This window comes from Bradyrhizobium cosmicum, assembly GCF_007290395.2.
Classification (GTDB): domain Bacteria; phylum Pseudomonadota; class Alphaproteobacteria; order Rhizobiales; family Xanthobacteraceae; genus Bradyrhizobium; species Bradyrhizobium cosmicum.
This window is the reverse complement of the sequence record NZ_CP041656.2, coordinates 1,064,563-1,088,212: the sequence shown is the minus strand read 5'-3', so window position 1 is coordinate 1,088,212 and position 23,650 is coordinate 1,064,563. Positions and strand designations below refer to the sequence as shown.

Genomic DNA, 23,650 nt, shown 5'->3' with positions numbered 1-23,650 from the left:
ACGTTAAGGCTACTCTTTCGCCACCACCGGCACTTGCCGGAATCTGGCACGCACCGAGTCCGGCAGCGGGGAGAAGTTCATCGCGACTCCGCGGCGATCGTTCGCGTTGCGATTGGCAACGACGAGGCCATCGGCGCCCGCGACGATATCGCCCTTACGCAAGGTCGGATCATCCTCGGCCTTGACCTGGGCCAGGCCGACCGGATCCTTGCCGTTGCAGGTGCAACCGGCGACGATCTCGTTACGATAGCGGAAGGCATTCGGCAGCTCGGAATAGGATTTGCCCTTGTCCGTTGTGGCGTTGTCGATGTTGCCGCCATAGACCAGTGAGGTTTCCGAGGTCGGGCAGAAGCTCTTGCAGGATTGCGCCTTGCTCTCGGCATCATTTCCCTGCGCCGGGAAATAGCGGCCATCGCAGCCGCGCACGCAATAGGCCGTGCCGCCGCCATAGGAGGCGCGCTGACGCGGTGTGTCGTAGCGCGGCATATCCTCGTTGGCGAAGGGCATCTGAATTTGCGGCGGCGGCCGCCGTCCAAATCCGCCGAACAGTGCCGAGAAGAAATCCTCCGCATGCGCGGACGGTGCCAGGACGAGACCGAGGGAGGCGACGGCGAAGATCGCCGCCGCGCTGCCGGCCAGTTTGCCGATCGAACGTCCCTTCATCTGCTCAACTCTCAGTTCACGGCCGAATTCGTGGCGTTCAGCGCCTGCCGGCCCGAGGGCAGCGTTGTCACGGCTGGACGCTTGCGAACGGGATCGCCGCCCCTCGCCATCAGCGGCGCATTCTTCGGCAGCACCACGACCTTGGTGCCGACAGTGACGCGGCTGAACAGGTCACTCACGTCCTCGTTGGTCAGGCGGATACAGCCGGAGGACACGAACTTGCCGATCGTGGTGGGATCGTTGGTGCCGTGGATGCGGTACTCGCTGGAGCCGAGATACATCGCACGGGCGCCCAAGGGATTGCCGGGGCCGCCGGCGACGAAGCGCGGCAGATAAGGCTGGCGCGCGATCATCTCGGCCGGCGGGTGCCAATCCGGCCATTCCGCCTTGCGGGTGACCGTCTGCACGCCGGCCCAGGTAAAGCCTTCGCGGCCGACGCCAACTCCATAGCGAATGGCACGGCCATTGCCGAGCACGTAATAGAGATAAGTATTGGCGGTATCGATCACGATCGTGCCGGCCGGCTCGGCGCGGTCGAAGCTGACGATTTGTTTACGCAGCCGGTCGGGCAGCGCAGCGTCTTCGTCCGCGGCCTGCGGCTCATCGACTGCATAGCCCTGGCTTGCGTAACCCTGCGAATAGGTCGGGTCTTGCGGATAGGCCTGCGGCTGCATCGGTGCGTAGCCGAGCGTCTGGGCCTGTGCGGCGAACGGTACGGACAGCAACGCGGTTGCAAAGGCAAGGGCGGTGACGGCGCGCGGCGAGAAGCGGCGACGGACTGAAGACAATTTTGTCATGGGCTTGCCCCGTGGGATGCTTGCATCTCTGTGATGCTGCTCCCCAACGCATCAGAACCGACTCAAGTTCCGCCGACTGCCGCGGCGTTGAGGTCACAGTCAAGCGAGCTCAGGTTCACGAAATCGCGATGGAACCGGAATGGCCCTGGTGCGTTTTCTGCTCACCAATGGGCGCCGGAAACCTCCGTGCGGGAGAGAAATTGTGCGCGTCCTTCCCAGTGAACGGCTGCTTCCCGGAAACAGCGAAGGTGCCCCCGTTCCGGGTAGCCATACAGAATTGCCGCCGGTCATCCGCCGCACCGAGTTCGTCGCCTATGCGCTCGGCGGCCTGCTCCTGATCGCCGTGATCGCGGTGCTGTATTTTGCCAGGGCATTCTTCCTCCCCGTCGTGATGGCTGTCGTCGCCGGCACCATGCTCTCGCCGGCCGCAAGCTTTCTCGAGCGGCGACATGTGCCGCGGGCGCTTGGCGCCGTGCTCATCGTGATCGCGGTGACGACGGTGGTCGCTTTCGTCGTCGCACTGATTGCGGTGCCCGCCATGGAATGGAGCTCACGCCTGCCTGAGCTGGGCGCGCAGTTGAAGGAGAAGATGCACGTCTTCGACCGGCCGCTGGCGCTGTGGAAGGAGTTGCAGACCATGGTCGGGGGCTCCGAGGGGCTGCCAAGCCTTCCGCTGCCGAAAACCGAATGGGTGCAACCGACGCTGGAATTCCTCTCGCCGACCTTTGCCGAATTCCTGCTGTTCTTCGCCACGCTGATCCTCTTCATCGCGAGCTGGCGCGATCTGCGGCGCGCGATGATCATGAATTTCGGCGACCGCGACGCGCGGCTGCGCACGCTACGGATCCTCAACGAGATCGAGGTTCATCTCGGCAATTACCTGCTGACCGTCACCGTCATCAATGTCGGCGTCGGAATCACCACAGGAATCGTCTGCGCGGTCACCGGCATGCCCAATCCGGCCGGGCTCGGCGCGCTTGCGGCTGCGCTCAACTTCATTCCGATCATCGGGCCGGTCGCGATGTTCGTCGTGCTCGCGGTGGTCGGGCTGGTCGCGTTCCCGACCATCGGCGGCGGCCTGATGGCGGCGCTCGCCTTCGGCGGCATCACCTTCCTGGAAGGACATTTCGTCACGCCGACCATTATCGGCCGCAGGCTGTCGCTGAACGCGCTGGCCGTGTTCATCGCGCTGGCGTTCTGGACCTGGCTGTGGGGGCCGATGGGCGCATTCCTGTCGTCGCCGCTCCTGATCGTCGGATTGATCCTGAAGGAGCATCTGATGCCGGAGAATTCGCCGCAGCTACCCCCGGGGTGACGGATGTCTGTGAACGGAACTTACCTCACAACGAAACGTTTTCCGCCCATCTCACCGCCAACAGTTCGGAGCCTCTCATGTCAATAACCGACAGCCAAGCCAGAATGAGAGATTGGACTGACAAAGCCACCGCAGAACGCCTCGAGAAGGATGTAGCAGCCGTGAAAAATGACATCGCCGCCCTCACCGACCAGATCACCGACGCACTCAACACCTTTGCCAATGCGACGGGCAAACAGGCCCGGCGCGGCTACAAGCAGGCGCGCGAGAACATGGATTCGACCTTCGACGACATGTCCGAACGCGGCAGCGCCATGATGGGCGCGGCGCAGGACGCCTATGGCTCGATCGAGGAGACGCTGGAGGACACGATCACGCAGCGGCCGCTCGCGACCGTCGGCATCGCGCTCGGCATCGGCTTCCTGATCGGCGCGGTCTGGCGTCGTTGAGCGCGCTGCTATCGTGACGTGACGGCGGCGCTGTGGCGCCGCCGCTATTGGCTTGGGGGGATTTGAGGAGCAAGTCCATGTTTCAACGCATTATCGACGGCATCAGCGCATCGACCGGCACGACGGTCCGGCTGACGTCGCTTGCCGCGGGCGCGGCATTTGCGCTGTTCATCACGACATGCTTCCTCTGTGCAGCGGCTTTCATTTCGGTGCTGGAGACATACGGCCCGGTGCAGGCCTGCCTGGCAGGCGCCGGCATCTTCTTCCTGCTGACGCTCACCGCGGCGGGATCTTATTGGGGATACAAGCGGGAAATGCAGAAGCGCGCGCGGATTGCCGCCGAGCGCGCCGCGAAGTCGGCGGCGCAAAGCATGCTCGCCGACCCGATGCTGCTCGCAACGGGGCTTCAGATCGTTCGCGCCATCGGCATCAAGCGGTTGTTGCCGATCCTGGCGATCGGCGGCGTCGCGCTCGGCATCATGGCGAGCCGCGCCGGCGTCTCCGACGAGGCATCCGCCGAACCTGCCGAATAACGACTGTCTCCCCAGTCAGCCCCGGCTGCGGCCGATACAGATCGCGGCCACCGCGAGGGGAGCAGCCAGCGCGACCCACGACCATGGCAGCCATACTCCCGTCTGGCCCAGCAAGGCCGATAGCAAGCCGAAAATACTCAGGGCCGCGAGCAAGGCCGGCCAGCGCCAGATCAGGCCCTTCGAACGGTGGATGGTCATTCAGCCGCTCCCGGCGACGACAGTGGCAGGACTGCCGCAGATCTCTGTTGCGTCTTCGCGGCCCGCGACCGCGCGAACCAGATATAAAGCCCACTGCCGAGCACGAAGATGGTGACGAGATCCAGCAGGACCCAGATGATCTTCAGCGGCATGCCGCCATAGTCGCCGAAATGCAGGGGACGCGAGAGCTCCAGCGCGCGCAGATACCAGGGCATGGTGATCGCGGACGCCAGCACGCCGCTTCTGGCATCGACCAGCACAGGACTGAACAGGCGCGATGTCAACGGCTCCTTGCCCTTGGTCCAGACCACATAATGAAAGGGTGAACCGAACGGCGCGCCCGGATACACCACGCTGGTCGTGATCATGTCCGGGAATGCCGTCCTCACCGCGTCATACGCGGCTTGTGGTGAGGACAGTTCGGAGGTCTGCGGCACCGGCTTGCCTTGCAGCGGCGCCAACATCGCGCGCACGTCGGTCTGCTGCCACAGCGCGAACAACGGCGTCGAGAACTCGTTGATCACTCCGGTGGCGCCGACCACCAGCGCCCAGCCGAGCGTGACGACGCCGAGCAGATTGTGCAAATCGAGCCATTTCAGCCGCCGCGAACGACTCGCGCGCACCGTGCCGAAATCAAGCTTCCGCATGAAGGGACCGTAGATCGCAATCCCGGAGACGATGGCCGCGATGAACAACAGCGCCATCGCGCCGAGGAACAACTCGCCAGCAAGCCCTGCGAACAGGTCGCGATGCAGGGTCAGCATCAGTTGTAGAAAGGTGAGCCCGTCCTCGCCGAACGGCTTCGTTTGCTTGAGCACGTCACCTGTATGCGCATCGAACCGGATCGAGTGCAGCGATCTGCGGTTGGCCTTGAACGCCTCCCACGAGCTTACCATGTAGACCATGATCTTGGGTTCGTCGTCGTCGACGAACACCGAGATGACGGTCTCGCCGGGATACAGCTTCCGGCTGGCCTCGACGACCCGGTCGAGACTGACATTGGGCGCGCCCGCCGCTACTTGCGCGTAGGGCAGCGCATCGTCGAGCAGACCGTCGATCTCGTCCCGCAGCACCAGCGGCAGGCCGGTGATGCAGATCAGGAGCAGGAATAGCGAGCAGACCAGGCTCGACCATTTGTGCACGAAGAGCCAGCGCCGCAGCGCGGGCTTTCGTTCGTATGCCCGTTCGTCGAAGGCGGCCTGCTCGCTCATGTCCTTTCCTCACCAACGGTAGCGCAGCGTCGCAATCACGTTGCGGCGCAGGCCGTAGTAGCAGCCGACGTCCTGGCAATAGGTCACGTAGGTCTTGTCGAACAGATTGGTGGCATTGACCTGCGCCGAATAGCCCTTGAACATCGGCCCCAGTGCCGAGAAGTCGTAATGGATCGCCGCATCGAACAGCGTCACCTCAGGGACATAGAACGTGTTGGCCGTATTGCCCGGAAGCTCGCCGATGTAACGGACACCACCGGACAGGCCGAAACCGTCGAGCGCACCGCCGTGGAAGGTGTAATCCGCCCATACCGACGCTGAATTCATGGGAAAGCCGACCGGATGCTTTCCGAGTTGCGCGGCGGTGTTGGTCTTGGTCACGATGTTGTCGAGATAGGTGTACGAGGCCAGCACCGTCAGCTCGCGATTGATCTCGGTCTTGGCCTCGAACTCGACGCCACGCGACCGGATCTCGCCGGTCTGGACGCGCGAGCCGACCGGATGAGTAGGATCGGTGTCCGGCGTCAACACGTTCTGCTGGACGAGGTTGAAGGCCGCGATCGTGTAGAGAGACTTGTCGTTGGGCTGATACTTGATGCCCGCCTCTTCCTGCTTGCCGGTGGTCGGGACGAAGGGACGGATCAGGGCATCGGTACCAGCGGTCGGCTGGAACGACTCGGTGTACTGGATGTAAGGCGCGATACCGTTGTCGAACTTGTAGAGAAGCGCGGCGCGCTTGGTAACCGCGGTGTCAGACTTCAATGAAGTCGTGGTGACGTTCGACGCGAGTGCGGTGCTATCGGTGCGGGACTGGGCGAGGTCGTGGCGGATGCCGAGCAGCGCGACCCAGTGGTCATATTTGATCTGGTCCTGGACATACTCGCCGATCTGCTCGATCCACTGACGGTTCCGGGTCGTGAACGGCACAGGCCCGAACGGCGCGCCGTAGACGGGATTGAAAGCATTGATCGACGGCACGGAAGCGAGCAAGCCATTGAGAGTCTTGTCGACGCCATTGCGATAGTCGATGCCGGCGAGGATCGTGTGCTCAATCGGGCCGGCATAAAATTTCGCTTCGGCTTGGTTGTCGACTGCAATGGAGCGAATGCTCTCCTGTGTTGTGTAGGCGCCGCGAGCCAGGTTGCTCGGATCGGAGCCGGAGGGAGACACCACCGCAAAATCGGTACTAAGGTCCGTGTAGCGCAGGTTCTGCCGGACTTTCACATTGTTGTTGAAACTATGCTCGAACAAATAGCCGACCGAGCCGTAGGTGCGGTCGGTCTTGTCGAACCCCGGCTCGCCCGAATAGAAGCTCGTGGGAATAAAGCTACCCTTGTAGGGCGTAATGGTACCGATGCCGGCCGGCGGCAACTGATTGTAGAAGCCGGCCTTGGGATCGCGCTGATAAGTGCCGAGAACCGTCAGCGTCGTGTTGTTGTCCGGCCGCCAGGTCAGTGACGGCGCGATGGAGATGCGCTGGTAGTCACCATGGTCGACCTGGCTGCCCACGTCGAAGCCGGACGCGGTGAATCGGTAGAGAAACTCCTTGTTTTTGTCGATCGGTCCGGACAAGTCGACACCGGCTTGCGCGCGGCCATAGCTGCCGGTCGAGACGAACATCTCGTGGTAGGGCTCGAGCGTCGGCCGCTTCGAAACCATATCGACAAGGCCGCCCGGCGACGACTGGCCGTACAGGATCGAGGCCGGACCGTGCAGGATTTCGACCCGCTCGAGGTTGAACGGCTCGACGAGCGAATAGGCAAAAATGCCGAAATTCAACAGCCGCAGCGAATCCAGATACTGGTCGGCGAGGAAGCCGCGGACATAGATGGCGTCGGTGCGGGCATCGGCGCCGGCGAACTCGGCGCGCGCACCCGACGTGTAGCGCACCGCCTGCGCAATGCTCTGCGCGCCCTGGGCCTGGATCTGGTCCTGCGTCACGACCGAGATCGCAGCCGGCGTCTCGATCAGCGGCGTATCGGTTTTGGTGCCGGTGCCGCTGCGGGTGGCGACCATGCCATCGACATGGCCGAAAGCCGCTTCCTTACCACCCACGCCGGCTCCCGCCACCGCGGCTGCGGCGCTGGCCGGCGCATTCGCGCGCGAGGTCGCTCGGGCGCGCGCCGCGCTACGGCCGCGCGAGGATGGCGTACTGGCCCGCTTGCGAGGCTCGCTTGCCTGGACGACGACCGGGCTGAGCACGGTCGCCGCAGCGGACGAAGCCGCCGTCGGTGATTGCGCCGCAACCCCTTCCGTACCAACGATCAAAACGATTGAACTGACGGCCCCCATGAGCCGCCAACGCCCCATTCCCAACAGGCCCACTACAACGCCCCCTTTCGGCGGCTGCATGAATGCAGCCGAAACAAGGGGTTACCGCAGCGGTCCAATGTTGGGGACTGGAAGCTCTCCAGTCTGGAGATTTACCATTTCTAGACTTGAGAAGTGCTGCAACCACGCGCGGAACGATGCAACAGTCGATCGTCTTTCGTTCCAAAGATTCGTCACGGCCGGATGCACGGGAATGTACGAGTGCACCGACCCGCGCCTTGCGCAATTTTTCGCCATCCGGGGCAAATCGGGCCCCGCTCACGCAAATGCTACTCGGACAGGCAGGCGGTTGCCGCTAAAAGCAGCGCCCTGATTCCAAACGAAATCTTTAGCAATGAAGCCGTCCGTCAAGGCGAACCTCGCCGCATTTCATCACGACGCCAGGCTGTATCTGACGCTCGGCATTGCCAACTGGTCGGTGTTCGTCGACCACATCCCGGGTAACGTCGTCAACCTGCTGACGCTGCGAAACTTCGGCTTCAGCGGTGCGGCGGACCTGTTCGTGTTCGTGGTGGGTTATGGCGTCGCCATCATCCACGGCAGAATGGCGCTGGAGCGCGGCTATCTCGTTGCCGCGACGCGCATCTTCCGTCGCGTCTGGCGGCTCTACGCCGCCTATGTCGTGCTGTTCGTGATCTACATCGACACCATCGCCTATGTCGCCTCGCAATCGATGGCACCGGAGATCATCCACGAATACAACATCTCCGGCATTCTCGAGCATCCGCTACGCATCCTGATCCGCGGCCTCGTGCTGCAGGAAGAGCCGCTGAACCTCGACCTCCTGCAATTGATGATCCCGCTGATGGCGTTCTTTCCGTTTGCGCTGTGGGGCCTGTTGCGACGGCCGAACCTGACGCTTGCGGCGTCGGTCGCGCTGTATCTTGCGGCACGCTGGTTCGACTGGAATTTCCGGGTCTACCCCGATGAGGAGTGGACCTTCAATCCGCTGTGCTGGCAGATGCTGATGGTTCTGGGCGGCTGGTTCGCCGTGACGGGCGCATCCGGCCGCGCGTTGCACGACATGACCTGGCTGCGGCTGCTGGCAGGCGCCTATATCGTATTTGCGATGGCCGTCACCCTGATGCGCCATTCGCCGGCGCTGTCGGCCTATTTGCCGGACTTCCTCCTCAACAGCATCGCGCCGACCGACAAGGAAAACCTCGCACCCTATCGCGTGGTCCATTTCCTCGCGCTCGCCTTCATCGCGACCCATCTCATTCCGGCCGATCACCCGGGCCTGAAGTGGCGGCCGCTCCAGGCGGTGATCACATGCGGTGAGGAATGGCTGGCGGTCTTTTGCGTCGCCGTGTTCCTGTCCTTCGCGGGGCATCTGATCCTGATCACCGGCGCGAACCTCGTGGTGATGCAGATCGCGGTGAGCCTCGTCGGTTTCGCGGCGATGACCGCGGTCGCCTATTATATTTCCTGGTCGAGGCGGCAGGACCTTCCGGCGGCCTTCCGGCAGCAGGCATCGTAACCGTTACGTTCCGATGGAATCGGAACGCGACCCTGGATTCTCGTTGGCTCGAAAACGGTCCAGCCAAATAATCGTGCGATTCTGAGCTAGGCCGAAAGCTGTGGCTGCGCTATGCCGAATGGCTTTGCATGAGAGGACCGGGCCTGGCGATGGTGAAAGGCGGGGGTGATGAGGCCGACAGCGCGCCCCGGCGCGGCCGGCCGCGGTCGGTCGAGACCACCAACGCCATTCTCGAAAGCGCCTATGCGCTGATGGCCGCCACGGGCCTTGCCGCTACCACGATCGACGCCATTGCACGCCACTCCAGCGTCTCCAAGATGACGATCTACAAATGGTGGCCATCGCGAGAGGCGCTGTTGATCGACGCCTTCCTCCACCACGCCTCGCAGATGTTGCCGTTGCCGCCTGAGAGTTCCGGCACGCCCGCGGCGCGCACACGCCGTGATGCCGCGGCCTATGCCGAGGCGCTTCAGGACGAATTCGGCAAGGTCCAGCTCGCCGTCATCTCCGAATGCATTTCGAAGACCGGCTCGGCGGAACTGTTCTACGCGCGCTATCTGCAATTCCGCCGTGACGCGCTGGTCCAGATGATCGCCGCTGGCCAGAAGGACGGCAGCATTCTGGCGGAGGGACAGCCAGAGGATCTCTACGACGCGATCTATGGCAGCCTGTTCTACCGCTACGTCTTCGGCATCGCGCCATTCACGCCGGCCTTTGCGCGCACCATGGTCGATCTGGTGCTGCGGCCGAAGGACTAGATGCGCGACCTCTATCGTACGGGCTTGACCGGCTGCGAGAGCTTTTCCGTGCGGTCGCGCTCTGTCATGTCGACCACCGTCTCCATCGGCGCGGTCAATTCATAGACGTAGGAGACGTCGGTGAAGAAGCGCTTGGCGGTACCGCCGAGCGCTTCCGGCGCGACACGGTCGAGCAGGATCAGACCGAAATCGGAATCCGGGCGCCGCGTCGCCTCGCTGGTGTTGAACTCCTCCCAGCGGAAATGAAAGACCTCGTCGGTCCCCTCGCCCGTCACCGTCCAATTGGCCGTGATGTGCGGATGCTTGCCGACCAGCGACAGGCCTTCGTCGGAGTGCGAGGCGAGCTCGAAGAACAGCAGCGACAAGCTCTGCGCCGCGCGCGCGCTGACGGCGATATCCGGGCCGGTGACGGCGATGCGGTCGGCATGCGGAATGGCGCGCGCCTCGAACAGGCCCTTCAGCTTGACCCCCTGCCACTGGCTCTCGCTGAGCAGCGAGACCACGTTGGACATGGCGTGGATGCGGCCGATCAGCAGCTCGCGCGCGACGTCGATGTCCGAACCGTGGCGCAGCGTGCGCGTAACGATCGACTGGATCACCGCCAGGATGTTCTTGACCCGGTGGTTGAGCTCGTCGATCACCGCGGTCAGGCGGCGCTCGAAGCCGATCCGCACCTGGATTTCGCGGCTGAGCCGCAGATTGTTGTAGGCGACATAGCCGAACAGTCCGCACACCATCGCGGTGATGGCAAAACCGATCGCCGCCACGATGATCGCGGTCTGCTCGGCGCGACGCGCCGAATTGGTCTTGGCGTAATAGCCGAGCTGCCAGTCGCGCCCGCCGAAGCTGACCGTGCGCGTCGCCGATGGCGCCGGCCCTTCGGTCGTCACCGTTCGCGCGGAGACCGCGCCCTGGTCGTTGGCAACGAGCTCACCGCCGTCCTTGCGCGGGTCCTTCAGGGCGACGGCAAACAACGACATGTCGTCGTTGGTGAGCATCAGCGAGGCAAGCTCATAGGAAAACGTGATGAAGCCGACGGGCTCGGTCGCGCCCTCGGGAATAACGGGGGCAGCGACGATGACGCCGACCGGGCCGTTGCCGCGCAGGAGCGGCACCGGGTCGGAGGCCACCGACCTCTTCTCGATCCTGGCGCGGGCCAGCATCGCGCTGCGCACCGGATCCTGATCATAACTGCGGCCGGGTAGCGCCTTGGTCTCGTCGCTGCGCGGCTCGAGGTCCATCAGCACGTCGATCGGCCGGGTAAGGCTGGCGGGATCGATCGGTTTGTCGTCGTAGCCACGAATTTGCGGATTGGGGAATCCGGCGGCCGCGATCGCAGCCTGTGCCGCGGTCAGTTCGTTCGGCTGCAGCCGGGCAATCCAGCCGGCCACCACGAAATCGGTCTTGAAGGCATAGATGGCCGAACGCAGCGGCTCCAGCATGTTCGGCTTGAGCACGGACGGCGCTCGGAACAGGCCTGAGGCGACACGCGCCAGCAACTCGCGCTCGGTCAGCCGGTCCTGAACCAGGCTCGCATGAACGTCGATTGCGCGCGCCAGCGCGATCCGGTCCAGCGCCAGCTCCTGATCGTGGACGCGATAGGCCGCGAGCCCGGAGAGCAGAACCCCGAGCAGAGCGATGAAGCCGATGATGAATCCCAGCCGGACCAATTGACTACTCAGGCAAAAGCAGCAGGTCGGCAATAAACATGGAGCATGTGAACGCCGCTCGAACGGGCCTGTGCCGAAACAGAGAGCACACCAGTACCGGGGATAATGAAGGAGGAGGCATCAGTACGCAACTTCGGTTGCCTGAAAAGCTTAATCCGTCCGGCCGATGGTCCGGCCATGACGGCTTTGCTTCGGGCAACGGAGGTAGTTAATCGCCGTGTCCGAAATTTGTTCCGCAAATGCGGCCTTCCCCCTGGCGTCGGCATCGGAAAACGCCTGCGCCACGTCGTCGCGCCATCAGCCAGCCCGTTTCAAGCCACCTTTCGCCTCGATGAAACCGACGATTTTGTCGAGCCCCTCGCTCTTCTTCAGGTTGGTCATGACAAAGGGGCGCGCCCCGCGCATCCGTCTGGCGTCCGTGTCCATCTTCTCCAGGGAGGCGCCGACATGTGGCGCGAGGTCGATCTTGTTGATGACCAGAAGATCTGACCGGGTGATGCCGGGGCCGCCCTTGGACGGGATCTTGTCGCCGGCGGCGACGTCGATGACGTAGATGGTGAGGTCGGCCAGTTCGGGGGAAAAAGTGGCAGCGAGATTGTCGCCGCCGGATTCGATCAGGACGAGGTCGAGGTCGGGGAATTTCGCACGCATGTCTGCGACCGCGGCGAGATTCATCGAGGCGTCCTCGCGAATCGCCGTGTGCGGGCAGCCGCCGGTCTCGACACCGGCGATGCGATCAGGCGTCAGCGAGCCCGAACGCACCAGGAACTCCGCGTCCCATTTGGTGTAGATGTCGTTGGTGATCGCGGCGATATCGTAGCGCTCGCGCATGGTCTTGCAGAGCAGGTCCATCAGCGCGGTCTTGCCGGATCCGACGGGGCCACCGACGCCGACACGCAAGGGGCCGTGAGATTTCGACATGTCACTCGCTCTCTCTTGATGGGTTGAACGCCGCATCGCTCACGAGCGAAACAGCCGCGTATATTGCGTCTCGTGCCGGAGACTGGCGAGATCGGCGCGAAACGTCGCGCCGCCGAGATCTTCCAATGTCGCATTCAGCGCGCGGTTGGCGGTCGCGGCGACCGCGGCTTCCAGCTTCACCAGCACGCGCTGGCTGTCGGTCTGGCCGAGCGGAATGAGACGGCTGGCGGCGGAAATCCAGTTCGAGACCAACGCATGCAGAAAGGCGTGCAGGGTCTGGGCTAGCGGCACGCTGTGCATCGCCGCAACCACACCGACGGCGACGGGATAGACCAGCGGCGTACCGCATGCCGCGACCGTGGCATCCAGACCTTCCGCGTCCCATGCGGCGCGAGAGATCTCGATGAAGGCGCGGCCCTGCGAGGTCGTCTCGAGCTGCCGCTCGCGCGATGGCACGAAGGCGGCGGCGAGTTCGGCGATATCGTTTAACGTGCTCTCCTCGCCGGCCTCGGCGGCCCGGTAAGCATGGACCAAGAACGTCGCATCGCAGAAGCCGGAGCCGTCGCCAAGCATCGCGTCGAGCCAGTCAGCGAGCGTCGCAATGTCGGTGATATCACCCGCCTCGACCGCCCATTCGATGCCGCTGGAATAGGAGAACCCGCCGACGGGAAACGCCGGCGACAGCCAGGTCATCAGCCGGTACAGCGCCGCCGCCTCGCGCTCGGCGAGGTCACCGGCACGAATCGGCTCATTTGTGGTCATGAACATGCTTGTGGCCGTGGTGATGGTCGGGATGGTCGCAATGCTCGTCGTGATGGTGGTGGTGATCATGGCCATGGTCATGCGCGGCATGGTCATGTCCGTGATGATCATGGTGACCGTGCCCGTGATCATGATGATCGTGGTCGTGATGGGCATGGTCGGCGTGCTCATGCGCGTGGCTGGCGTCGGCATAGGCGCCGCCTTCCGGATCGAACGGCGCCTCGATCTCGATCACGCGTGCGCCGAGGCCTTTCACCATGGCCTCGATGACGTGGTCGCGGCGGATGCGCAGGCTCTTGGCCATGATCTGCGTCGGCAAATGGCGGTTGCCGAGATGCCAGCCGACGCGGATGAGATGATGCGGATCGTGGCCGCGAATCTCGAGCAGCGGCTCGGGCGCCGCGACCACCTCGACCAGCCGGCCGTCTTCCAGCAACAGCGCATCGCCTCCGCGCAGCGCGACGGCATTCTCCAGGTCGAGCAGGAATTCGAGCCCGCGCGTTCCCGTCATCGCCATGCGGCGGCGGTGCCGATCGTCGAAATCGAGCACGACCGTATCGGCCGGCGTCTCCGTGAAGCGGTGCTGTCCCCTAACCTGCGTCGCCCGGATCATGCGCTGTATCCTCAGAGCTTCTCGACCTTGCCGTCGCTGATGATCTCGATCACCGTCGGCCCCGTCTTCATCTGCGCGGAATATTCGCGCCACACCTTCATGTGAGGCGCCTTGGCATGCGCGGTGAGATCGTCGCGGGTCTCCCAGCGCTCGACCACCACATACTGATTGGGATTGTTGACGCTGACATTGCCGTCATAGGAGATGCAACCCTTCTCCTTGAGGGTCTCGACGGTGCAGGCCTTGTGCCCCTTGATGAAGTCGTCCTTGTTTTCCGGCTTCATGGGCGTGGTGGCGATGACATAGATCATGGGATTGTTCCCTGTTGTTCTTGTTAGCGGACGTCGACCTTCTCGGGCGTGATCACTTCGATCTTCGGCGGGGCCGTAAAGCACTTCACCGCGACGCGGCCGAAGGTCTTCATGTGCTCCATGCCACGATGCGGCACCAGTGCCTCGGCATTCTCCCACTGCTCGACGAACACCATCTTGGCGGGATCGGTGACGCTCTCATGCAGGTCATAGGCGATGTTGCCGGGCTCTTTCCGCGTCTCCTTGATGCAGGCGGTGGCGGCTGCGATGAATTCGGCGCGCGTCTCGGGCTTGATGGTCAGGGTGGCAACGACGTAGATCACGAGCAATCCTCCCGGCTTTTCTTCTGGGTTCACGATACCGGGCGGGACCTTAGACCAGGCGGGACCGAACGCAAAACCGCAAAGACCACCCGGATATGCGCTCGGAACATGCGTTGAGGCGCTATTTCAGTACATGAAATATCGCTGCGCCATCGGCAGCACCTCGGCCGGAGCGCAAGTGAGCAATTCGCCGTCGGCGCGGACCTCATAGGTCTCCGGATCGACCTCGATATTGGGCGTCGCGTCGTTGTGGATCATGCTCTTCTTGGAGATCTTGCCGCGGGTGTTCTGGACCGCATAGAGCTTCTTCTCGATACCGAGCTTGCGCGCGAGCCCGCCGGTGATCGCGGCCTTCGACGTGAACACCACGGACGACGCCGTCCGCGCCCTGCCGAAGGCGCCGAACATCGGCTGGTAATGCACCGGCTGCGGCGTCGGGATCGAGGCGTTGGGATCGCCCATCGGAGCCGCCACGATCATACCACCCTTGACGATGCAGTCCGGCTTGACGCCGAAGAAGGCCGGCGACCACAGCACGAGATCGGCAAGCTTGCCTTTCTCCACGGAGCCGATCAGCTTCGACACGCCGTGCGCGATCGCGGGATTGATGGTGTATTTGGCGATGTAGCGCTTGACGCGGAAATTGTCGTTGTCCCTGCCCTTGTCCTGCGGCAGCGACCCGCGCTGCTTCTTCATCTTGTCCGCGGTCTGCCATGTCCGGATGATCACCTCGCCGAGGCGGCCCATGGCCTGGGAATCCGACGACATCATCGAGAGCGCACCGAGATCGTGGAGGATGTCCTCGGCCGCGATGGTCTCCTTGCGGATGCGGCTCTCGGCGAACGCCAGGTCCTCCGCGATCGAGGGATCGAGATGGTGGCACACCATCAGCATGTCCAGATGCTCGTCGATCGTGTTGCGCGTGAAGGGGCGCGTCGGATTGGTCGAGGACGGCAGCACGTTCTTGAGCCCTGCGACCTTAATGATATCAGGGGCATGACCACCGCCGGCGCCCTCGGTGTGGAAGGCGTGGATGGTGCGGCCCTTGAAGGCCTTGATCGTATCCTCGACGAAGCCGGACTCGTTCAGAGTGTCGGTGTGGATCATCACCTGGATGTCGTAATCATCGGCCACCGACAGGCAGTTGTCGATCGCGGCCGGCGTCGTGCCCCAGTCCTCGTGCAGCTTCAGCGCACAGGCGCCGCCCTTGATCATCTCGACCAGCGCTGCGGGCCGCGAGGCGTTGCCCTTGCCGGAGATGCCGAGATTGACCGGGAAAGCGTCGAACGACTGGATCATCCGCCCCATATGCCACGGCCCCGGCGTGCAGGTGGTGGCGAAGGTGCCATGCGACGGGCCGGTGCCGCCCCCGAGCATCGAGGTGACGCCAGACATCAGCGCATGCTCGATCTGCTGCGGGCAGATGAAATGGATGTGGCTGTCGAAGCCGCCGGCGGTGAGGATCTTGCCTTCGCCCGCGATCACGTCGGTGCCGGGGCCAATGATGATGGTGACACCCGGCTGGATGTCGGGATTGCCGGCCTTGCCGATGGCCGAAATCATGCCGTCCTTGATGGCGACATCGGCCTTCACGATGCCCCAGTGATCGACGATCAGCGCATTGGTGATGACGGTGTCAGCCGCGCCTTGTTTGTTGGTGACCTGCGACTGCCCCATGCCGTCGCGGATCACCTTGCCGCCGCCGAACTTCACCTCTTCGCCATAGGTGGTGAAATCCTTCTCGACCTCGATGATGAGATCGGTGTCGGCCAGCCGCACCCTGTCGCCGGTGGTCGGGCCGAACATGTCGGCATAGACGGAACGTTTGATCTTCACGGACATCACAAGCCCCGTTTGATTTTGAGTTCTTGAGCGAGCGGGCGCTGAAAGCTCACAGCTTCCCCATCACGTCGCCGCGAAAACCATAGATGGTCTTCTTCCCCGCCACGGCGACGAGCTGGACGTCGCGGGTCTGGCCGGGCTCGAAGCGGACGGCGGTGCCGGCGGCGATGTCGAGGCGCATGCCGCGCGCCTTCTTGCGGTCGAATTTCAGCGCCGGATTGGTCTCGAAGAAATGATAGTGCGAGCCGACCTGGATCGGGCGGTCGCCGGTGTTGGCCACCGTCAGTGTCACGGTCTTGCGGCCGGCATTGAGCTCGATCTCGCCGTCCTGGATGAAGAGTTCGCCGGGGATCATGCTTGCCTCCTACCTGATCGGTTCGTGCACGGTGACGAGCTTGGTGCCGTCCGGAAAGGTCGCCTCGACCTGGATGTCGTGAATCATCTCCGGGATGCCCGGCATCACCTGGTCGCGGGTCAGGACCTGCGCGCCGGATTGCATCAACTCGGCAACAGTGCGGCCGTCGCGCGCGCCTTCGAGGATGAAATCGGAGATGATCGCAATCGCCTCGGGATGGTTGAGCTTAACGCCGCGATCCAGCCGGCGGCGGGCCACGATCGCCGCCATCGAGATCAGAAGCTTGTCCTTTTCGCGGGGAGACAGGTTCATGCGAAATCTCTTCCGTTCAACACTTCAATTCAACCAGAGCCGTGGCAGCGCCGCACCGGTGCGCGACAGCACGGCCATCATGTCGGCACGCAGGCGCGCCGCATCTTGGGCACAGAACCGCGCCATTGCAAATCCATTCCAGGCGGATATCCCGACTTCGCCGGAGAAGGAGTCCGACGCCTCGCGGATGCGCTCAACCAGCGCCTCGTCGCCGGGAACGATCAGCGCCGTACCGATCGCGGCGCCGCCATCGGCCACCGCCGATCGTCCAAGTTTCGCGCCGATATTGCCATCGAGCCTGACAGTCTCGGCGAACACCAGCTTGCCGCCGCGGGAGAGCCGCCAGCGGTCGACGAACTCGCCCTGCTCCATCCGCTCGCCCATGGCGGTACGGCCGAACACGACGATCTCGCAAAGCAGGAGCGAAGCGGTCTCGTCGAGCGCGATGTCGAAGCGGCGATGAACCCGGGCGCGGTCGAACAGGATCGTCTCCTGCGGCATCCAGCCGAGATGCGCGCCGGGGCCGACCTTGAGCGCGATACTGAGCTCTGCCGCCTGTCCCGGCGCGCGGTAGATTTTCTCCGCCGCCGCCGTCGTCAGCGTCAGCCGCGCGGCGTCAGCGGCGGTGATTTCGATGTCGAAGCGATCGCCGCCGGCAACGCCGCCGGCCGTGTTGACGAACACGCCGGAGAGACCCTCCCCTTCCGGCGACGGAAAACGCACGCGCAGGGAGCCGGATTCATGCAGGATGCCGCGCCGCGTCACGCCATCGCGCGCGTGGACGTCGAAGCGCACAGCGCCACGGGCGCGGTTGGCTTCGAAAACTCCTGATGTGACTGATAGGTCGCTCCGCATCCGCCTCCCCAGCCGGCCGCGTCGGAATGACTTACAGCGCCATCTGGCGGCTGATTTCGGCCGGGTCGAGATTGGATCGGTCGCAGGTGAATTTTACCGCGCCGCGATCCATCACCGCGAAACTGTCGCCGAGTTCGCAGGCAAAGTCGAGATATTGTTCGACCAGCACGATGGCGATGCTGCCGAGGTTGCGCAGATACGAAATGGCGCGGCCGATGTCCTTGATGATCGAGGGCTGGATGCCTTCGGTGGGCTCGTCGAGCAGCAGCAGCTTCGGCCTCATCACCAGGGCGCGCCCGATCGCGAGCTGCTGCTGCTGGCCGCCGGAGAGGTCACCGCCGCGACGGCCGAGCATGGATTGCAGCACCGGAAACAGCGAGAACACGTCGTCCGGAATGTGCCTGTCCTCGCGCCTGAGCGGACCGAAACCGGTCTTGAGGTTCTCCTCGACCGTCAGGAGAGGGAAGATCTCGCGGCCCTGCGGCACGAAGCCGATGCCCTTGCGCGCCCGCTCATAGGGCTTGAGCCCGGTGATGTCGCTGCCGTCGAGCATGATCGCGCCCGAGGAAATCGGATACTGCCCGACCATGGCACGCAGCAGCGAGGTCTTGCCGACGCCGTTGCGCCCGAGCACACAGGTGACCTTTCCGGGCTCGGCCGCGATCGAGACGCCGCGCAGCGCCTGCGCCGCGCCGTAGAACAGGTTGATGTCCTTGACCTCAAGCATGGCTCAGCGTCCCAAATACACTTCGATGACCCGCTCGTTGGACGAGACTTGGTCGATGGTACCTTCCGCGAGCACGGTGCCTTCATGCAGGCAGGTCACCTTGACTCCGAGCTCGCGCACGAAAGTCATGTCGTGCTCGACCACCATCACGGTGTGAGTCTTGTTGATCTCTTTCAGCAGCTCGGCGGTGAGATGCGTCTCGACGTCAGTCATGCCGGCGACAGGCTCATCGACCAGCAGGAGCTTCGGATCCTGCGCGAGCAGCATCCCGATCTCGAGCCACTGCTTCTGGCCGTGGCTGAGGCTACCGGCGAGGCGGCTGCGCGCCTCGGTGAGGCGGATCGTCTCCAGCACCTTGTCGATACTCTCGGACTCGGCCTTGCTGCCGCGCCAGAACAGCGTGCCTTTGACGCTGTGGTCGACATTGAGCGCGAGCAGGAGGTTGTCCTGCACGGTCTGGCTCTCGAACACCGTCGGCTTCTGGAATTTGCGGCCAATGCCGAGCTCGGCGATGCGTGTCTCGTCAAGCCGCGTCAGGTCGGTGACGCCGTCGAACAGCACCGTGCCCTCGTCCGGCTTGGTCTTGCCGGTGATGATGTCCATCATCGTAGTCTTGCCGGCACCGTTCGGGCCGATAATGGCGCGCATCTCGCCGGGCTCGAGCGTCAGCGACAGATTATTGATGGCATGAAAGCCGTCGAACGAGACGTGCACGCCGTCGAGATAGAGCATCGCGGACGTTGCGCGGGTGTCCATGACGTTCATTGCCGCCTACTCCGCCATCTTGGGTTCGGTGACGCCGTCTTCGGCCGCGGCGCTCGCCGAGGTCGCGGCGCGCTTTTCTTTCGACTGGTCCCACCAGGCGTTGAAGGTGCCGACGATGCCCTTGGGCAGCAGCAGCGTCACCAGGATGAACAGCGCACCCAGCATGAACAACCAGTAGGGCGCCAGCATACCCGAGGTGAAGAACGTCTTGGCGTAGTTGACGACGACGGCACCGAGCGCCGCGCCGATCAGCGTGCCGCGACCGCCGACCGCCACCCAGATCACCGCCTCGATCGAATTGCCCGGCGCGAATTCGGATGGATTGATGATGCCGACCTGCGGCACATAGAGCGCGCCGGCGACACCGGCCATGCAGGCCGACAGCGTGAACACGAACAGCTTGTAGGATTCGACGCGATAACCAAGAAACCGGCTGCGCGATTCCGCGTCCCGGATTGCGATCAGCACCTTGCCGAGCTTTGAGGACACGACGGAGCGGCAGATCAGGAACGCGACAATCAGCGCCAGACAGCTCAGCGCGAACAGCGCGGCGCGGGTGCCCTCGGCCTGCACGTTGAAGCCCAGAATGTCCTTGAAATCGGTCAGGCCGTTGTTGCCGCCGAAGCCGAAATCGTTGCGGAAGAACGCGAGCAGCAGCGCATAGGTCATCGCCTGCGTGATGATCGACAGATAGACGCCGGTGACGCGAGAGCGGAAGGCGAGCCAGCCGAAGCAGAAGGCAAGCAGGCCGGGCACGACCAGCACCATCAGCGCGGCAAACCAGAACATGTCGAAGCCATACCAGTACCAGGGCAGCTTCGAATAGTTCAGGAACACCATGAAGTCAGGCAGGATCGGATTGCCGTAGACACCGCGGGTGCCGATCTGCCGCATCAGGTACATGCCCATCGCGTAGCCGCCAAGTGCGAAGAAGGCGCCGTGGCCGAGCGAGAGGATACCGCAATAGCCCCAGATCAGGTCGATCGCGAGCGCAAGGATCGCGTAGCAGACATATTTGCCCCAGAGCGCGACCAGATAGGTCGGCACCTGCAGGAACGATCCCGCGGGCAGCAGCAGGTTGGACAGCGGGATGAGAATTCCGCAGGCCGCGACGACGGCGAGGAAGATCGTCGCGCCGCGGTCCAGCGATCGCGTCAGCATGTGAGGGGTCATGCTTCCACCGCACGGCCCTTGAGCGCGAACAGCCCGCGCGGGCGCTTTTGAATGAACAGGATGATGAGAACCAAAATCGCAATCTTGCCGAGCACGGCGCCGGCAACGGGCTCCAGGAACTTGTTGGCGATGCCGAGCGTGAAGGCGCCGACCAGCGTGCCCCAGAGATTGCCGACGCCGCCGAACACCACGACCATGAAGCTGTCGATGATGTAGCTCTGGCCGAGATTGGGGCTGACATTGTCGATCTGCGACAGCGCGACGCCGGCGATGCCGGCAATGCCCGAGCCGAGGCCGAAGGTCAGCGCGTCGACGCGCGATGTGGCGATGCCCATCGAGGCGGCCATGCGGCGGTTCTGCGTCACCGCGCGCATCTCGAGGCCAAGCGCGGTGTAGCGCAGCATCGCGAGCAGGATCGCGAACACCGCGAGCGTGAAGACGAGGATCCAGAGCCTATTATAGGTGATGGTGATCTGGCCGAGCTCGAACGCGCCGCTCATCCATGAGGGGTTGCCGACCTCGCGATTGGTCGGGCCGAACATGGTGCGCACCGCCTGCTGCAGCACCAGCGACAGGCCCCAGGTCGCGAGCAACGTTTCCAGCGGACGGCCATAGAGGAAGCGGATGATGCTGCGCTCGATCACGACACCGAGCGCACCGGCGACGAGAAAGGCGAGCGGCACGGCGATCAGCAGCGAATAGTCGAACAGGCCGGGATAGCGGGTGCGGATCACCTCCTGCACCACGAAGGTGGTGTAGGCGCCGATCATCACCATCTCGCCATGAGCCATGTTGATGACGCCCATGACGCCGAAAGTGATGGCGAGACCGATCGCGGCGAGCAACAGCACCGAGCCGAGCGAGAGGCCGTACCAGGCGTTTTGAACCGTGGACCAGACCGCGAGCGAGCTCTGGATCGAGCCGATCGCGCTTGCTGCGGCCTTCGTCACCGAGGCCGGCTGGTCGCCCATGCCGGTGAGCAGGGCCATCGCCTCCTGGTCGCCGCGCGCCTTGAGCGTGGCGACCGCTTCGAGCTTCTCGACCTCGGTGGCGTCCGACTTGAACAGCAGGATCGCCGCACGGGCGTCGCCGAGCGCGGCCTTGACGGATTTGTTGGTCTCCTTGGCGAGCGCGCCATCGACCGCATCGAGAGCAGTCTCCTCATGCGACTTGAAGACGGATTGCGCGGCCTGCAGCCGCGTCCCGATGTCCGGAGACTGAAGCGTCAGGCCGCCGATCGCAGCATCGACACTGCGGCGCAGACGGTTGTTGAGGCGGACCGCGCTCGCGCTGTCGGGAACGCTGGCGACGGGCTGGCCGGTCGCGGCGTCGATCGACTTGCCGTCGGCACCGGTGACGTAAACCTTCTTGCTGTCGGGATCGGACATGAGCCGGCCGTCCTGGAGCGCGCTGATGATGGGGAAGGCCAGCGGATTGCCGCTGCTCGCGACCACGCCGATCGCCTCTTCCGTGTCGGAATAATCATCATTGGCAAATTTGGCGACCGCATCCTCGAATGGACCGGCGAAGGCCGGCAGTGCGAACGCAATCAAAAATAACGAGAGCAGGAGCGAACCAAGACGGGCGGGCAAATTGGCTGGCACTGTGAATGACCCCGGCAGAAAATGGTGGAGAAGGCGGCGGGATAGCCGCCTTCTCCGGTCTTGCAGTCGAACGTCAGATCCGGATCAGGAACCCGAGCCGAGGCACTTGTTGGTCTTGGTGTTGAAGTTGCCGCACTTCTTGCCGACCCAGTCGCCGATCAGGTCCTTGGAGCCATCGAGCTCCTTCGACCAGGCGTCGCCGGCCACGAGGCCCGGGGTCTTCCAGACCACGTCGAACTGACCGTTCGCCTTGATCTCGCCGATGAACACCGGCTTGGTGATGTGGTGGTTCGGAAGCATCTTGGAGGTGCCGCCGGTCAGGTTCTTGGCTTCGATGCCCGGAAGAGCGTCGATGACCTTGTCGGGATCGGTGGACTTCACCTTCTCGACTGCCTTGACCCACATGTCGAAGCCGATCACGTGCGCTTCCATCGGATCGTTGGTCACGCGCTTCGGATTCTTGGTGTAGGCCTGCCACGCCTTGATGAACTTCTCGTTCTCCGGCGACTTGATCGACTGGAAGTAGTTCCAGGCGGCCAGATGGCCGAGCAACGGCTTAGTGTCGATGCCGGCGAGCTCTTCCTCACCCACCGAAAACGCCACGACCGGGATGTCCTTGGCCTTGATGCCCTGGTTGCCGAGCTCCTTGTAGAAGGGAACGTTGGCGTCGCCGTTGATGGTCGAAACCACCGCGGTCTTCTTGCCGGCCGAGCCGAACTTCTTGATGTCGGCCACGATCGTCTGCCAGTCGGAATGACCGAACGGCGTGTAGTTGATCATGATGTCTTCCTGGGCGACACCCTTCGACTTCAGATAGGCTTCCAGGATCTTGTTGGTGGTGCGCGGATAGACGTAGTCGGTACCCGCGAGCACCCAGCGCTTCACCTTCTCGTCCTTCATCAGATAGTCGACGGCGGGGATCGCCTGCTGGTTCGGTGCGGCACCCGTGTAGAACACGTTACGCTCGGACTCTTCGCCCTCGTACTGCACGGGGTAGAACAGGATGTTGTTCAGCTCCTTGAATACCGGGAGCACCGACTTGCGCGACACGGAGGTCCAGCAGCCGAACACGACCGCAACCTTGTCCTTGGTGATCAGCTCACGGGCCTTTTCGGCGAACAGCGGCCAGTTCGAAGCGGGGTCGACGACAACGGCTTCGAGCTTCTTGCCGAGCACGCCGCCCTTCTTGTTCTGCTCGTCGATCAGGAAGAGGATGGTGTCCTTCAGCGTGGTTTCGCTGATGGCCATGGTGCCGGAGAGAGAGTGAAGGACACCGACCTTGATGGTGTCGTCCGCGGCTTTTGCACCGGAAATGGAAGCCAGACCAAGCATCAGTCCGGCTGTCGCGGCGAGAAGACCGCGGCGGCTAAATGAAGCCGCTATATCGTGAGTGGATTTGGTAAGCATGATTGTATCATCTCCCTGACGCAGACGTGAAAAAGACGCTGCGAAACGGCCCCAAGGCCGCCTGCGATTAACGGAATCGCAAGAACCATGCCATGGTCTGAGCACATGCCAACCTATTGGTCAGAATAGACAATTTTACCGCCATCCAAGTTTCGCCACGAGCCGATTGCCTAAAAAATAGACTATAAAAATGTATGCCAATGCGGCAGACGGGTTATTTTTTACGCACGATCTTGCTTGTGTCTAATTTTCCGGCATAACTATTTTGCACTGTA

Annotated in this window: 25 protein-coding genes; 5 read left to right on the top strand and 20 right to left on the bottom strand. The window is 63.3% G+C overall.

Annotation, left to right across the window (positions count from 1 at the left end; all coding sequences use genetic code 11):
• Positions 1-9: 9 nt before the first annotated feature.
• Both FNV92_RS05020 and FNV92_RS05015 read right to left on the bottom strand, forming a co-directional pair.
• Entirely contained in the window at positions 10-663 is a 654-nt protein-coding gene (locus tag FNV92_RS05020) for a DUF2865 domain-containing protein (protein WP_143841860.1), read from the bottom strand.
• Positions 664-674: 11 nt separating this feature from the next.
• Positions 675-1,460, bottom strand: a complete 786-nt coding sequence (locus FNV92_RS05015) for a L,D-transpeptidase (RefSeq protein WP_143841861.1) — start codon at positions 1,458-1,460, stop codon at positions 675-677.
• A gap of 202 nt (positions 1,461-1,662) precedes the next feature.
• Here FNV92_RS05015 and FNV92_RS05010 point away from each other — a divergent pair, with 202 nt between their 5' ends.
• The 3 genes from FNV92_RS05010 (at position 1,663) to FNV92_RS05000 (ending at position 3,757) form a co-directional block, all read left to right on the top strand.
• The gene (locus FNV92_RS05010; RefSeq protein ID WP_168213347.1) at positions 1,663-2,775 is read left to right on the top strand and encodes an AI-2E family transporter; all 1,113 of its coding nucleotides are present in this window, start codon (positions 1,663-1,665) and stop codon (positions 2,773-2,775) included.
• Between the two features lie 77 nt (positions 2,776-2,852).
• Positions 2,853-3,224, top strand: coding sequence for an ElaB/YgaM/YqjD family protein (locus FNV92_RS05005; protein ID WP_168213348.1), 372 nt, complete (start codon positions 2,853-2,855; stop codon positions 3,222-3,224).
• Between the two features lie 77 nt (positions 3,225-3,301).
• Entirely contained in the window at positions 3,302-3,757 is a 456-nt protein-coding gene (locus tag FNV92_RS05000) for a hypothetical protein (RefSeq protein WP_143841864.1), read from the top strand.
• A 15-nt stretch (positions 3,758-3,772) separates the two neighbouring features.
• On the opposite strand, the gene FNV92_RS04995 is transcribed toward FNV92_RS05000, so the two are convergent.
• From FNV92_RS04995 to FNV92_RS04985, 3 genes are read right to left on the bottom strand one after another with little or no spacing between them, the layout of a single operon-like run.
• Positions 3,773-3,955 (bottom strand): hypothetical protein, encoded by a 183-nt coding sequence (locus FNV92_RS04995; RefSeq protein ID WP_143841865.1) that lies wholly within the window; start codon positions 3,953-3,955, stop codon positions 3,773-3,775.
• The gene (locus FNV92_RS04990) at positions 3,952-5,166 is read right to left on the bottom strand and encodes a PepSY-associated TM helix domain-containing protein (protein ID WP_143841866.1); all 1,215 of its coding nucleotides are present in this window, start codon (positions 5,164-5,166) and stop codon (positions 3,952-3,954) included. The genes FNV92_RS04995 and FNV92_RS04990 overlap by 4 nt, the downstream gene beginning before the upstream one ends.
• Positions 5,167-5,175: 9 nt before the next feature.
• Positions 5,176-7,221 carry a TonB-dependent siderophore receptor gene (locus FNV92_RS04985; RefSeq protein ID WP_244623766.1) on the bottom strand — a complete coding sequence of 682 codons (2,046 nt, stop codon included), beginning with the start codon at positions 7,219-7,221 and terminating at the stop codon, positions 5,176-5,178.
• 610 nt (positions 7,222-7,831) lie between these two features.
• Here FNV92_RS04985 and FNV92_RS04980 point away from each other — a divergent pair.
• Entirely contained in the window at positions 7,832-8,977 is a 1,146-nt protein-coding gene (locus tag FNV92_RS04980; RefSeq protein WP_143841868.1) for an OpgC domain-containing protein, read from the top strand.
• A gap of 128 nt (positions 8,978-9,105) precedes the next feature.
• Entirely contained in the window at positions 9,106-9,735 is a 630-nt protein-coding gene (locus FNV92_RS04975; RefSeq protein ID WP_143841869.1) for a TetR/AcrR family transcriptional regulator, read from the top strand.
• A gap of 11 nt (positions 9,736-9,746) precedes the next feature.
• Here FNV92_RS04975 and FNV92_RS04970 read toward each other — a convergent pair whose 3' ends face one another.
• From FNV92_RS04970 to urtA, 15 genes are all read right to left on the bottom strand, one after another.
• Entirely contained in the window at positions 9,747-11,405 is a 1,659-nt protein-coding gene (locus tag FNV92_RS04970; RefSeq protein WP_143841870.1) for a CHASE domain-containing protein, read from the bottom strand.
• Positions 11,406-11,702: 297 nt separating this feature from the next.
• Positions 11,703-12,326 (bottom strand): urease accessory protein UreG, encoded by a 624-nt coding sequence (gene ureG / locus FNV92_RS04965; protein WP_014439648.1) that lies wholly within the window; start codon positions 12,324-12,326, stop codon positions 11,703-11,705.
• Positions 12,327-12,365: 39 nt separating this feature from the next.
• Positions 12,366-13,094 carry an urease accessory protein UreF gene (locus FNV92_RS04960; RefSeq protein ID WP_143846088.1) on the bottom strand — a complete coding sequence of 243 codons (729 nt, stop codon included), beginning with the start codon at positions 13,092-13,094 and terminating at the stop codon, positions 12,366-12,368.
• Positions 13,075-13,701 carry an urease accessory protein UreE gene (ureE, locus tag FNV92_RS04955; protein WP_143841871.1) on the bottom strand — a complete coding sequence of 209 codons (627 nt, stop codon included), beginning with the start codon at positions 13,699-13,701 and terminating at the stop codon, positions 13,075-13,077. Before ureE ends, FNV92_RS04960 begins: the two co-directional genes overlap by 20 nt.
• 11 nt (positions 13,702-13,712) lie before the next feature.
• The gene (locus FNV92_RS04950) at positions 13,713-14,012 is read right to left on the bottom strand and encodes a putative quinol monooxygenase (RefSeq protein WP_014439645.1); all 300 of its coding nucleotides are present in this window, start codon (positions 14,010-14,012) and stop codon (positions 13,713-13,715) included.
• A 23-nt stretch (positions 14,013-14,035) separates the two neighbouring features.
• Complete coding sequence (locus tag FNV92_RS04945; protein WP_014439644.1) at positions 14,036-14,335, bottom strand: putative quinol monooxygenase; 300 nt, start codon at positions 14,333-14,335, stop codon at positions 14,036-14,038.
• Between the two features lie 126 nt (positions 14,336-14,461).
• The gene (ureC, locus tag FNV92_RS04940; protein ID WP_143841872.1) at positions 14,462-16,177 is read right to left on the bottom strand and encodes an urease subunit alpha; all 1,716 of its coding nucleotides are present in this window, start codon (positions 16,175-16,177) and stop codon (positions 14,462-14,464) included.
• 49 nt (positions 16,178-16,226) lie between these two features.
• Entirely contained in the window at positions 16,227-16,532 is a 306-nt protein-coding gene (locus tag FNV92_RS04935; RefSeq protein ID WP_007599812.1) for an urease subunit beta, read from the bottom strand.
• Between the two features lie 9 nt (positions 16,533-16,541).
• Complete coding sequence (locus FNV92_RS04930; protein ID WP_007605424.1) at positions 16,542-16,844, bottom strand: urease subunit gamma; 303 nt, start codon at positions 16,842-16,844, stop codon at positions 16,542-16,544.
• A gap of 24 nt (positions 16,845-16,868) precedes the next feature.
• Positions 16,869-17,699: an urease accessory protein UreD gene (locus FNV92_RS04925; protein ID WP_143841873.1), complete on the bottom strand. Its 831-nt coding sequence runs from the start codon at positions 17,697-17,699 to the stop codon at positions 16,869-16,871.
• A 31-nt stretch (positions 17,700-17,730) separates the two neighbouring features.
• Entirely contained in the window at positions 17,731-18,426 is a 696-nt protein-coding gene (gene urtE / locus FNV92_RS04920) for an urea ABC transporter ATP-binding subunit UrtE (protein WP_014439640.1), read from the bottom strand.
• A 3-nt stretch (positions 18,427-18,429) separates the two neighbouring features.
• Entirely contained in the window at positions 18,430-19,191 is a 762-nt protein-coding gene (urtD, locus tag FNV92_RS04915) for an urea ABC transporter ATP-binding protein UrtD (RefSeq protein ID WP_143841874.1), read from the bottom strand.
• Positions 19,192-19,197: 6 nt separating this feature from the next.
• On the bottom strand, positions 19,198-20,364 hold the full coding sequence (gene urtC, locus FNV92_RS04910) for an urea ABC transporter permease subunit UrtC (RefSeq protein ID WP_143841875.1): 1,167 nt from the start codon (positions 20,362-20,364) through the stop codon (positions 19,198-19,200).
• Entirely contained in the window at positions 20,361-21,968 is a 1,608-nt protein-coding gene (urtB, locus tag FNV92_RS04905) for an urea ABC transporter permease subunit UrtB (protein ID WP_143841876.1), read from the bottom strand. The genes urtC and urtB overlap by 4 nt, the downstream gene beginning before the upstream one ends.
• Before the next feature lie 84 nt (positions 21,969-22,052).
• Positions 22,053-23,300, bottom strand: coding sequence for an urea ABC transporter substrate-binding protein (urtA, locus tag FNV92_RS04900; protein WP_014439636.1), 1,248 nt, complete (start codon positions 23,298-23,300; stop codon positions 22,053-22,055).
• Positions 23,301-23,650 lie beyond the last annotated feature (350 nt).

Excerpts from the sequence above, each read along its gene's own strand:
- FNV92_RS04930 (WP_007605424.1), bottom strand. The coding sequence starts at position 16,844 with ATGAACCTGTCTCCCCGCGAAAAGGACAAGCTTCTGATCTCGATGGCG.
- urtE (WP_014439640.1), bottom strand. The coding sequence starts at position 18,426 with ATGCTTGAGGTCAAGGACATCAACCTGTTCTACGGCGCGGCGCAGGCG.
- FNV92_RS05020 (WP_143841860.1), bottom strand. The coding sequence starts at position 663 with ATGAAGGGACGTTCGATCGGCAAACTGGCCGGCAGCGCGGCGGCGATC.
- urtD (WP_143841874.1), bottom strand. The coding sequence starts at position 19,191 with ATGAACGTCATGGACACCCGCGCAACGTCCGCGATGCTCTATCTCGAC.
- ureG (WP_014439648.1), bottom strand. The coding sequence starts at position 12,326 with ATGTCGAAATCTCACGGCCCCTTGCGTGTCGGCGTCGGTGGCCCCGTC.
- FNV92_RS04960 (WP_143846088.1), bottom strand. The coding sequence starts at position 13,094 with ATGTTCATGACCACAAATGAGCCGATTCGTGCCGGTGACCTCGCCGAG.
- FNV92_RS04990 (WP_143841866.1), bottom strand. The coding sequence starts at position 5,166 with ATGAGCGAGCAGGCCGCCTTCGACGAACGGGCATACGAACGAAAGCCC.
- FNV92_RS04995 (WP_143841865.1), bottom strand. The coding sequence starts at position 3,955 with ATGACCATCCACCGTTCGAAGGGCCTGATCTGGCGCTGGCCGGCCTTG.
- FNV92_RS04980 (WP_143841868.1), top strand. The coding sequence starts at position 7,832 with ATGAAGCCGTCCGTCAAGGCGAACCTCGCCGCATTTCATCACGACGCC.
- FNV92_RS04950 (WP_014439645.1), bottom strand. The coding sequence starts at position 14,012 with ATGATCTATGTCATCGCCACCACGCCCATGAAGCCGGAAAACAAGGAC.
- ureC (WP_143841872.1), bottom strand. The coding sequence starts at position 16,177 with ATGTCCGTGAAGATCAAACGTTCCGTCTATGCCGACATGTTCGGCCCG.
- FNV92_RS05005 (WP_168213348.1), top strand. The coding sequence starts at position 2,853 with ATGTCAATAACCGACAGCCAAGCCAGAATGAGAGATTGGACTGACAAA.
- FNV92_RS04975 (WP_143841869.1), top strand. The coding sequence starts at position 9,106 with ATGAGAGGACCGGGCCTGGCGATGGTGAAAGGCGGGGGTGATGAGGCC.
- FNV92_RS05000 (WP_143841864.1), top strand. The coding sequence starts at position 3,302 with ATGTTTCAACGCATTATCGACGGCATCAGCGCATCGACCGGCACGACG.
- urtA (WP_014439636.1), bottom strand. The coding sequence starts at position 23,300 with ATGCTTGGTCTGGCTTCCATTTCCGGTGCAAAAGCCGCGGACGACACC.
- FNV92_RS04925 (WP_143841873.1), bottom strand. The coding sequence starts at position 17,699 with ATGCGGAGCGACCTATCAGTCACATCAGGAGTTTTCGAAGCCAACCGC.
- urtC (WP_143841875.1), bottom strand. The coding sequence starts at position 20,364 with ATGACCCCTCACATGCTGACGCGATCGCTGGACCGCGGCGCGACGATC.
- FNV92_RS04935 (WP_007599812.1), bottom strand. The coding sequence starts at position 16,532 with ATGATCCCCGGCGAACTCTTCATCCAGGACGGCGAGATCGAGCTCAAT.
- FNV92_RS05015 (WP_143841861.1), bottom strand. The coding sequence starts at position 1,460 with ATGACAAAATTGTCTTCAGTCCGTCGCCGCTTCTCGCCGCGCGCCGTC.
- ureE (WP_143841871.1), bottom strand. The coding sequence starts at position 13,701 with ATGATCCGGGCGACGCAGGTTAGGGGACAGCACCGCTTCACGGAGACG.